Below are 10,285 nucleotides of genomic sequence, written 5' to 3' on the forward strand. Positions count from 1 at the left end.
CGCACCTGTCGACGTGCCGTGGAGTGAGCCGCAGGTGTCGCGCGAGACAGAGAGGACCTAAAATGAGACTTAGTTGCACATAGTATTTGTTTGAGATTTTAGGATTGTAAATTGATACGGTTTGAGACTTATACGGCTATAGCGGCGTTCTGTTCTTAGGGTCTGGGTTAATGCGTTGGGCGCCTGATGGTCTCGTCGCCGATGCCTTCGGCCCAACGCCCGACTGGATCTCAGAATGTCATCCATCACGCTCTCGGCCGCGACGCGGCAGAACCTGCTCTCGCTGCAGGACACCGCGAACCTGCTCTCGACCACCCAGGGACGCCTCTCGACCGGCAAGAAGGTAACCTCGGCGCTCGACAACCCGACGAACTTCTTCACCTCGCAGAGCCTGACCGCGCGCTCGTCCGACCTCTCGGCGCTGATGGACGGCATCTCGAACGGCATCCAGACGATCCAGGCGGCGAGCCAGGGCATCAGCTCGATCCAGAAGCTGATCGACACCGCCAAGTCGACGGCCCAGCAGGCGATCGCCGACAAGACCGGCGGCGGCGGCGGCGTGAAGGGCGGCGCCAGCGCCCAGGCGGCCAAGGCCGCGGGCACCGCGACGCTCAACAATCTCGGCACCAAGGGCGCCGACGGCAGCACGACCTTCGACCTGTCGAGCCCGACCAAGGACGCCTCGCTCGACATCTCGCTCGACGGCGGCACGACCAAGACCACGATCCGGCTCGACTCGACCGCGCTCGCCAATACCGGCCTGACGGATCTCTCGAAGCTCTCGGCCGACGACCTCCTCAAGGCGATCGACTCGCAGATCGCCGGCAGCGGCCTCGCGGGCAAGGTCAAGGCCAGCATCGGCGACGACGGCCGCCTCGGCTTCGCCACCACGGCGACCGGCTCCTCCGCCAAGGTCTCGGTGGCGGCGTCGGGCAACGCGACCGTCGATATCGGCTTCGGCGTGGCCAAGACGCCCCCGAAGGCCGCCACCGTCACCGCCAACGCCGCGCTCGGGCCCACGGCCGATTTCACCAACGGCGGCAGCGCGAGCTTCACGGTCTTCGACGGCAGCAAGACCGTGACGGTCAAGCTCGACAAGGACACGGTGCTCAACGACAGCGGCAGCCGCAAGCTGGTCGACGCCGCGACCGGTCAGGCCCAGAAGGCCGACATCGTCGACGCGATCAACTACCAGCTCGGCAAGGCCGGCTCGACCGCCACGGTGCGCCTGGGCACCCAGGCGCTCGACGGCGCGGCCAACGTCGACAAGCTCGTCTTCGTCTCCGGCGATACCGGACCGGACGCGCAGCTCTCGGTCACGGGCGGCACCGACACGACCACCGGTGGAGCCAACGGCACCGGCATCGGCTTCAACACCTTCACGCCGGGCACGAACAGTGCGACGGCGGCAGCCGACCTGCCGAGTTCGAACTCAACGAACGGCACGGTCGCGAGCTTCTCGGCCGGGGTCGGCGGCACGCAGGGCGCGGTCGCCTTCGGCAAGGCCTTGGGCCTCGCATCGGCCACGACCGCGGTCGTGGACGGGCTGACCACGTCCTTCACGGTCAACAGCAAGAGCTTCTCGATCGACTCCACGTCGCTGAAGGACGCCACGAACCCGCTCGGCAACAGCCCGACCAACCAGCAGATCCTCGACGCGATCAACAGGAAGCTGGACGGCGCCGGGCTCACCACAGTGAGGGCCAGTCTCGACAGCGGCAACAAGCTCACCTTCACGGATTCGAACCGGGCCAACAGCGCTCCCACCGTCTCGGTCGCGAACGACCAGCTCGGCCTCGCTTCGACACCCTCGACGGTGACGTTCGCGAACGCGCTCACCACCAACACCGACGTCCGGACCAACAGCGCGAGCTTCACTGTCGCGGGCGCAGCCATCACGATCGACGCCAACGCGCCGACCGGCAGCGGCACGTCCACGAAGCTGGGCGACGACCCGATGAACGTGCCGCCCGCGAAGGTCGTGGCCTCGATCAACGAGCAACTGCGCTTGGCGGCAGCCGGCGGCAACGCGGCGGCCGCCACGGTCAAAGCCTATCTCGACGGCAGCAACAAGCTCACCTTCGTCGACGGCGAGACGGCGAACGCGAACGCGCTGACCTTCACGAAGGGCGCGAACACCACCAACAACACAGGCCTGAGCACCACGACGGACGGAACGGCCGGAGCCGCAGGCAACTCCATCCAGTCGACATCGGGCAACGCGGCGGCGACCCAGACCACGACCACAGCCGCCGCGGCGTCCAAGACGGCGGCGAGTGCCCTGCCGGACTTGAGCACGCTGAGCTTCGGGACCGGCCAGCACACGACGTTCGAGGTGAAGATCGGCTCGGGGGCGACGAAGTCCGTCACGATCGACGGCAGCAGCACCGACAGGAGCGGCACCGCCCTCAGCCAGGGCCCGCTCACCGGAAGCCGCCTGGTGGAAGCGATCAACCTGAAGCTGGCCTCCACGGCCAACGGCGCAGCCTCCACGGTCACCGCCTCGATCAACAACGCGAACCAGCTCGTCTTCAGCGACGGTGCCGGTGGCGGGACCGCCCCGGACGTCACCGTGGCCGGCAACAATCTCACGGACCAGCTCGGGCTGTTCGGCACGCCGGCCAAGACGGTGCTGAGCGTGAATCTCGCCACCGCCTTCCCCGGCGGCCTCGACCTCGGCAGCGGCAAGGCCGCGAGCTTCACGGTCGGCGGCACCACGGTGCAGATCAACAAGGACAGCACGGACGGGAACGGCGGGTCCGGCAAGCTCGGCGCGACCGCGAGCCTCGCCTCGGTCGTGAAGTCGATCAACGGCCAGCTCGCCGGCACGAGCTACGCGGCCTACGTCGATGCGGGCTCCGGCAAGCTGACCCTCGTCGGCTCGAACAGTGGAACGACGGCCCCGGGCCTCTCGAACCTCAGCGACACGCTCGGCCTCGGCCTCGGCACCGCGGCGGCGGCGACCGCCGGCACCGCGGCGACCACGGACAACACCGGACGGATCGACCTGTCGGCCGGGAAGTCCGCGAGCTTCACCGTCAGCGCCGGGGGCGCGACGTCCAACACCATCACGGTCAACGCCGCGAGCATCGCGAGCGCCGGGGGCCCGGCGATTGGCAGCAGCGGCAGCGCCACGAAGGCGGATGTCCTCGCGGCCATCCAGTACCAACTCGACAACAACAGGAACACCAGCACCAACCTCGCCGCGCCGATCAAGGCGCAGGTGTCGTTCGACCAGAACGGTGCTCTGAAGGTCACGTCCAACGCGGTCGGCGCCTCCGCCTCCGTGTCGCTCAACGCGCTCAGCGACGACATGGGGCTCGGCCTCGGCCGGAACACCGCCGCCAACGGCACCTTCGCGGCTGGCAGCGGCACGCCGGCCGATGCCGTGACCTCGTCGGGCAGCGACGCCACGGACGGCTCGTCCACCGCGACGATCATCGGGGGCACGCTGAACACGGCCTCCGCCCTCGGCAGCCTGAACGCCGGCGCCAACGCCTCGTTCGACCTGAAGCTCGGCTCCAACCCGGCCAAGACGATCAACGTCTCGACCATCGCCGGGCAGACGCTGACCGCAGCGCAACTCGTCACCACGATCAACCAGCAGATCGCGGCCGATACGGGTCTCGCCGGCAAGGTCCAGGCCAGCATCAACAACGGCAAGCTGCAGATCTCGACCACGACGGCCGGCTCCGACCAGAAGCTGACGCTCCAGGCGAAGGGCACCGACACTATCGGCTTCGGCACCGCGACCTCCTCGGCGATGACCTCCACCGGCACGGATGTCGGCGGCAGCAAGGGGGCAAGCTCCGTGCGGCAGACGCTGGCGTCGCAATTCAACGACCTGCTCGGCCAGATCAGCCAACAGGCCCGGGATTCGAGCTACAACGGCATCAACCTGCTGTTCCGCACCGGCAACAACAGCAACGACAACACGCTGCACATCGCGCTCAACGAGAAGAACACCTCAGCGGTCGATGTGAAGGGCGTGCGTTTCGACGCGGACGGGCTCGGCCTCAACACCGTGACCGGCGGCTTCCAGACGGACGACGAGATCACCTCCATGATCGAGAAACTCAACACGGCGACCAACACCCTGCGCACGCAATCCTCCACCTTCGGCGCCAACCTCTCGGTGGTGCAGAACCGGCAGGAGTTCTCGAAGGCGCTGATCAACATCCTCGACACCGGCGCGGCGAACCTTACGAACGCCGACATGAACGAGGAGGCAGCCAACTCCCAGGCACTTTCGACCCGCAACTCGCTGGCTGTTTCGGCGCTGTCACTCGCCAACCAAGCTCAGCAGGGCATCCTTCAGCTCTTGCGCTGAACCTCTGTGGCGATGCCGGCCGTTCAAAGATTGGTCGGTATCGCCGCCGCAGCGGTTGGATGCTAGGTCTAATTGTGTCGGCTGTGGACGGCTCCTGCCTGATATCGGCGTGGGTGCAGGCTGACGGAGGAGATCGACGAGCGGGCACGGCAGCCACGGCGCTCGAGCGGCAGGCCACTGCCAACGCCGCGACCGCCGCCCTCGATGAGGTCCGTGAACGGCAGATGGAGGTCGCCAAGCTCGTCCCCGGAGCGATGTGCGGCGGCGAGGGTAGCGACGATTTGCTCAGCGTTGCGTGTTCCATCCAAGGCTGCGGCAAACTCATAGGCGGAAGGTCAGCACCTAAGAGGCATGCCAAGGGGTGCTCCCGACCCTTTGCGGACCGTCGGAAGGTCTGCTCGCTGGCTTTCGATCAGGTTAAGGCCGCTGACCGGGTTGGGTGAAAAGCCGCTGGGCCGCTCTTAGCGCCGCATCGTCGATGCCGGACCTCGCAGACCAAGCTCAGGACCCGGAATACTCGCCATCGGTGACCTGCTCCATCCATGTCACGGCCTTGCTGTCGTTACGCTCTTGGATCGCGATATGCGTCATCGCCGTGGTCGCCGTGGCCCCGTGCCAATGCCTCTCGTTCGGCTCGAACCAGACGACGTCGCCCGGCGCAATCTCCTCGATAGGGCCGCCCTCGCGCTGAACCCATCCGCGTCCGAAGGTGACTATCAGCGTCTGGCCAAGTGGATGCGTGTGCCATGCCGTCCGCGCACCCGGCTCGAAGGTTACGCTCGCCATCGCGACTCGGGCAGGATCGGGCGCACTGTGGAGCGGATCAATCCGCACCGTGCCGGTGAACCACTCGGACGGCCCTGCGCCCGAAGGCTGACTTCCGCTGCGTTTGATGTCCATGGGATCCATCTTCCGTTGTTTGAAGGAACGCGCGTCAGAGCGACCAGCCGCCGTCGACCGAGATCGATGCGCCCGTGACGAACGCACCGAGGTCCGAGCACATCCACAGGACAGCCTCGGCAATCTCCTCGGGCTTGCCGAGTCGTCCGACCGGCTCAAGGTCGATTGCTTTCTGGATGTCACCGCCAGTGAATCGGTCCATCATCGGCGTCTCAATGTTTCCGGGGAGGATCGCGTTCACCCGGACGTTCGCCTTCGCATAATCGAGGGCGGCCGACTTGGTGAGGCCAATCAGGGCGTGCTTCGAGGCGGCGTAGCTCGCTCCTCCCGCCACGCCCCTGATGCCAGCGCCAGACGAAGTGTTGACCACCACCCCGCCGCCCTGGCGCAGCATCTGCGCGATCTCGTGCTTCATGCACACGAACGTGCCGCGCAGGTTGATGTCGAGGATGCGGTCCCATTCGTCGAGAGCGATCTCGTGGACGGGGGCGGCCTTGTTCTCGACGCCGGCATTGTTGAAGGCGCAGTCGATGCGGCCGAGCCGCTCGACGGTTTTGAAAACCGCCGCCTCGACGTCCTCCGGCACCGACACGTCGCACCGGATCGCGAGCACCTCGCCGCCTTCCGCTTCAATCTCCGCGCCAAGCTGATCGAGCGCAGCCTTGGTACGGTCGGTGATTGCGACCCGTGCGCCTTCCCTCGCGAACGCGACGGCGGCGGCACGGCCAATGCCGCTGGCCGCGCCCGTGATGAAGGCGACTTTTCCGGTGAAACGCCGCATGTCTCGCTCTCTCGGCTGACCTCGTTGAGTCAGACGTAGACATTGCGCGGGGCGTCGATCAGGCGTTCCTCACTCAACGGAACGATGAGCGACGTTCATCGTCGGACGGCGCGGCCGCTACGAGCCGAGTGGCTTCATCTCGCGGATCAGATCGATGAGGAGCCGCAGCCCCGTCGGCAGTTGGCGACGGCTGGGATAGTAGAGGTGGAAGCCGGGTCCCAGGGGAGCCCAAGCCGCCATCACGACGCGAAGCTCGCCGCGGGCGACCGCAGGTCCGACACACGCCTCCGGGAGATAGGCGAGGCCGCCTCCGGCCGCCGCGAGCGACAGGGCGAACTGCGTGTTGTCGAGCGTCACCGCGCCGGGGACGTCGACCGCGATGGGCTCGTCCGTCCTCTCGAACTCCCACCGGTAAAGGCTCTCGTCGCCGAGGCGGATTCGTAGGCATCGGTGAGCCGCGAGGTCGCTCGGATGATCGGGCGTGCCGTGCAGGTCGAGATAGGCTGGAGCGCCGACCACGACCCAGCGCAGATCGGCGGACAGGCGCTGGGCTACCATGTCCTGAGGGACGGTCCCGCCATAGCGGATGCCTGCATCGGCGCCGGCATCCACGACATCGAGCAGATCGTTGGACACCCTGACGTCGATCTCGATCATCGGGTGGCGTTCATGGAAGAGGGGCAGCACCGGGGCGAGCAGCAACGTGCTCGCATGTTCGAGCACGTTGAGGCGGATCCGTCCGGTCGCCTTCGTTGGTTCACGGTGCTGGTTGAGCACGTCGAGCGCGGAGCCGATGGCCGCGAACGGTGCATCCAATGAAGCGAGCAGATCTTCCCCTGCCGCCGTGAGTGTGACGCTGCGGCTGGTGCGGTTGACGAGGCGGACGCCGAGGCGCGTCTCCATCGCCTTGAGCGCATGGCTGAGCGCAGAGGCGCTGACGCCAAGCTCCAAACCCGCACGCCGGAAGCTGCGGTGGCGCGCGATGGCGAGGAAGGTCCCGAGGTCGGCCAATTCGGTCCGATGGATCCGCATCGGAGCAGTGAAGTGTCTGCTCGCGGGAAAGCAATCCCCAACGCGTCATGACCGCGGTGGGTCGGATGCGGAAAGGCCGCTTCCGGTTGGATGACCAGGGTCCGCTCCCCACCCCAAGCAGCTCTTGGCACGGTCAAGCTGGCTATAGATCCCGTAGCCAGCCGAGTAGGCCGCTCTCAGACGCTGCCGCAACCGGCGCCGATCCCGGCTCGACCCGCATCGGCGAGAGGCCGTACCGCCGTTTGAAGGCACGGCTGGCTGGCTCGGCTGATCCCTGTCGTACCCCTCCAAACTGCAGATCCCAGCCCATGCCCGAGAGCCGCCGCTCATCTTCGCACCCTCGCTGGTCCCGGCAGCGGCTGCGTCGCGCTGCCGACATGCTCCTGCCGGGTGAGCGGCTATCGGATCTCGCTGTCTGGTCCTTGTTGATACTGCTGGCTGCCTTGCTGCTGCTATTCGTGGTGCGTGAGATCCGCGACGGCGTGCTCACCAGCTGCCCAGGATACGATGGCCAAACCTAGCCAATAGCCGTCCGCTCAGAGGATCAAGTTGCGGGCAAGCGAACGTTCGCCGCGGCCCAGGCGAAAACCTCAAAATGACCCAAAGCAGGCCCTTGCAAAGTGCGCTTCTGAGCAGTTTGTTTGACGGCTTGAGCGACTGACGGTGGCCGCAAGCAGCCTGTCTGCTTATGACGTCACTTGCTGCCAAAGCGGGCGAAGCAGAAATCCATCAAGTTGAGCAAAAGCCCTCAGTTCGAGACTATTGTTCATGACCTCATTCCGCGCCGATCCGTTCAGCCGACGCGGAACGTTCAGTGCCGTGGCAGGGTGTGCAGCGCCCGCAGGAACACGTCCACATCTTCGCGGGTGTTGTAGAAGGCGAGGGACGCCCGCACCGACTGGTCCACACCGAACCGGCGGAGCGCCGGCAGGGCGCAGTGGTGGCCGGAGCGTACGGCGATACCGTGGGCGTCGAGGTGGTGCGCGACGGCCTCGTTCTCCTGCCCCTCGATCGTGAAGGACATCACGCTGGCCTTCTCGTGCGCCGTGCCGATTAGGCGCAGGCCCTTCACGTCGGCGAGCCCCGCTTGCGCGTAGTCCAGCAGGTCGTGCTCGTAGGCCGCGATCGCCGGTAGGCCGATGCTCTCCAGGTAGTCGAGCGCCGCACCGAGCCCGACCGCCCCCGCGATGTCCGGGGTGCCGGCCTCGAACTTCTCCGGCGCGCCCTTGTAGACGGTCTTCGCGAAGGTGACGTCCTCGATCATATGGCCGCCGCCCTGCCAGGGCGGCATCGCGTCGAGCAGGGCGCTCTTGCCGTAGAGGGCGCCGATGCCCGTCGGCCCGAACACCTTGTGGCCGGAGAAGACGAGGAAATCCGCGTCGAGCGCCTGCACGTCCAGCGGGATATGCGGCGAGGACTGCGCCGCATCGACCAGCACCGGCACGCCGTAGGCGTGAGCCAGCGCGATGATCTCCCGGATCGGGTTCACGGTGCCGAGCGCGTTGGCCACATGCGTCACCGAGACGATCTTCGTCCGCCCCGAGAGCAGGGCGGCGTATTGCTCGAAGATGATCTCGCCGCGGTCGTTGACCGGGATCACCCGGATCGTCGCGCCCGTGCGCTGCGCCAGCAGCTGCCAGGGTACGATGTTGGCGTGGTGCTCGATCGTCGAGAGGATGATCTCGTCGCCCGGTCCGACATTCGCCCCGCCATAGGAGGCGGCGACGAGGTTGATCGCCTCCGTCGTACCCCGGAGGAAGACGATGTCGTCCTTGGTCGGCGCGTTGAGGAAGCGGCGCACGGCCTCGCGCCCACCCTCGAACAGATCCGTCGAGCGCGCTGCGAGCGTGTGGGCGGCCCGGTGGATGTTCGAGTTGTGCCGGGCATAGAACTCGGAGGTCGCGTCGATGACGGCCTGCGGCTTGTGGGTCGTCGCGGCGTTGTCGAGCCAGACCAGCGGGTGGCCGTTCACGCTCTGGTGCAGGGCGGGGAAGTCCCGGCGGACGCGCTCGACGTCGAAGGGCGCCGCCACCGGGGTCGACCTGTGGGCGAGCGCCCGCGGCGAGGGACCAGGCGAGCGGGCCGGCTCGACGCGGGGGCTGGCCGGGGCCTTGCGGGCCGGGCCAGGACCGAGGTTGAGGAAGTAGTAGTCGGACTGGTTGGACGGGGTGGGGTCCGGCGCCCGCGACAGGCGGCCGGTCCGGCTGAAGCTCTCCTGCGCCTCGTCCACGCCGGCCTTCGACGGATCCGCCGGCACGAGATGCGGGGCGAGCGCGTGGGCGAACGTGTTGGCACGGGGGTGGTCCGCCGCGATCTGCCGATGCAGATCCGGGCCGCCGGGGAGCGCCGCCGCCAGCGACGGGACGCTCGGGAACGAGAAGTCCGGCAGGACCGGCCTCGGGCTCGCCGGGTGGACCGGCGGGACCGCGCCGATCTCGGCGAAGGCTGGACTGGCTGGGGCGAGGTTCGGCACGGTCGGGCCGCTCAGACCCGGCACACCGACCGGCGGCGCCCCGAAGGAGCGGGCACCGAACGCCGAAACGTCCGGCTGGAACCCGGCGGGCAGCCCCCCGGCCGGAGCCGAGGGCGTTCCCACCGAACCGCTCGGCAGCGGGGTGCCACCGAAGCCCTGCGGCAGGCCGTCGAGGACCGGCGGCACCTGCGGGCTCGCCGGCAGCGTCGGGGCGAGGGGCTGGCTCACCGCCTGCCCAATCCCCTGACCTTGCCCGTAGATCTCGCGGGCGAGGCGCCCGACGAGATCGGCATGGGCGAGCTCGCCCGTCGTCCCCGTGGGGAAACCGGACACCGGCACCTCACGCATAGTCATGGTAGTTGCCGAGCAGCACGTTATCGAGACGGGCGATCGCGTCCTCGACCAGCACGGCGGCCGAGAAGTAGCGGGTCACGAGGTGCGAGGCGATGGAGTGGTCGTTGGTGCCCATGTAGCGCACCGACAGGCCGGGCTCGATCTCGCCGGTCACGCCGGACTTCTGCAGGCCCACCACGCCCTGCTCGCCCTCGCCCACGCGCAGCAGCAGGATCGAGGTGGTCTGGGCGCCGGTCACCGGGTCGATGTCGATCGGCAGCTTGTCGCTCGGCACCAGCGGCACGCCGCGCCAGGTGATGAAGGGCGCGCCGAACAAGTGCACCACCACCGGCGGCACGCCCCGGCGGGTCGCCTCGCGGCCGAAGGCGGCGATGGCGCGGGGGTGGGCCACGAAGAAGGCTGGCTTCTTCCACAC

Annotated in this window: 5 protein-coding genes and 1 pseudogene; 1 reads left to right on the top strand and 5 read right to left on the bottom strand. The window is 67.7% G+C overall.

Annotated features, from left to right (window positions below):
* The first annotated feature begins 235 nt into the window (after positions 1-235).
* The gene (locus tag AX737_RS15145) at positions 236-4,330 is read left to right on the top strand and encodes a flagellin (RefSeq protein ID WP_066922637.1); all 4,095 of its coding nucleotides are present in this window, start codon (positions 236-238) and stop codon (positions 4,328-4,330) included.
* Between the two features lie 501 nt (positions 4,331-4,831).
* On the opposite strand, the gene AX737_RS15150 is transcribed toward AX737_RS15145, so the two are convergent.
* The 5 genes and pseudogenes from AX737_RS15150 to AX737_RS15175 all read right to left on the bottom strand — a co-directional run.
* The gene (locus AX737_RS15150; protein ID WP_066922639.1) at positions 4,832-5,230 is read right to left on the bottom strand and encodes a cupin domain-containing protein; all 399 of its coding nucleotides are present in this window, start codon (positions 5,228-5,230) and stop codon (positions 4,832-4,834) included.
* Positions 5,231-5,264: 34 nt separating this feature from the next.
* Positions 5,265-6,011, bottom strand: a complete 747-nt coding sequence (locus tag AX737_RS15155; protein ID WP_066922641.1) for a glucose 1-dehydrogenase — start codon at positions 6,009-6,011, stop codon at positions 5,265-5,267.
* 117 nt (positions 6,012-6,128) lie between these two features.
* A complete protein-coding gene (locus AX737_RS15160; protein ID WP_066922643.1) occupies positions 6,129-7,043 on the bottom strand; it encodes a LysR substrate-binding domain-containing protein in 915 nt (304 codons plus the stop codon).
* Positions 7,044-7,854: 811 nt separating this feature from the next.
* Positions 7,855-9,870, bottom strand: coding sequence for a family 2A encapsulin nanocompartment cargo protein cysteine desulfurase (locus AX737_RS15170; protein ID WP_066922647.1), 2,016 nt, complete (start codon positions 9,868-9,870; stop codon positions 7,855-7,857).
* Positions 9,857-10,285, bottom strand: a pseudogene (locus AX737_RS15175) (cyclic nucleotide-binding domain-containing protein); the annotation flags it as partial. The gene AX737_RS15170 and the pseudogene AX737_RS15175, both read right to left, overlap by 14 nt.

The organism is Methylobacterium sp. CCH5-D2, from assembly GCF_001556475.1.
Classification (GTDB): domain Bacteria; phylum Pseudomonadota; class Alphaproteobacteria; order Rhizobiales; family Beijerinckiaceae; genus Methylobacterium; species Methylobacterium hispanicum.

Excerpts from the sequence above, each read along its gene's own strand:
- AX737_RS15150 (WP_066922639.1), bottom strand. The coding sequence starts at position 5,230 with ATGGACATCAAACGCAGCGGAAGTCAGCCTTCGGGCGCAGGGCCGTCC.
- AX737_RS15145 (WP_066922637.1), top strand. The coding sequence starts at position 236 with ATGTCATCCATCACGCTCTCGGCCGCGACGCGGCAGAACCTGCTCTCG.
- AX737_RS15170 (WP_066922647.1), bottom strand. The coding sequence starts at position 9,870 with ATGACTATGCGTGAGGTGCCGGTGTCCGGTTTCCCCACGGGGACGACG.
- AX737_RS15155 (WP_066922641.1), bottom strand. The coding sequence starts at position 6,011 with ATGCGGCGTTTCACCGGAAAAGTCGCCTTCATCACGGGCGCGGCCAGC.
- AX737_RS15160 (WP_066922643.1), bottom strand. The coding sequence starts at position 7,043 with ATGCGGATCCATCGGACCGAATTGGCCGACCTCGGGACCTTCCTCGCC.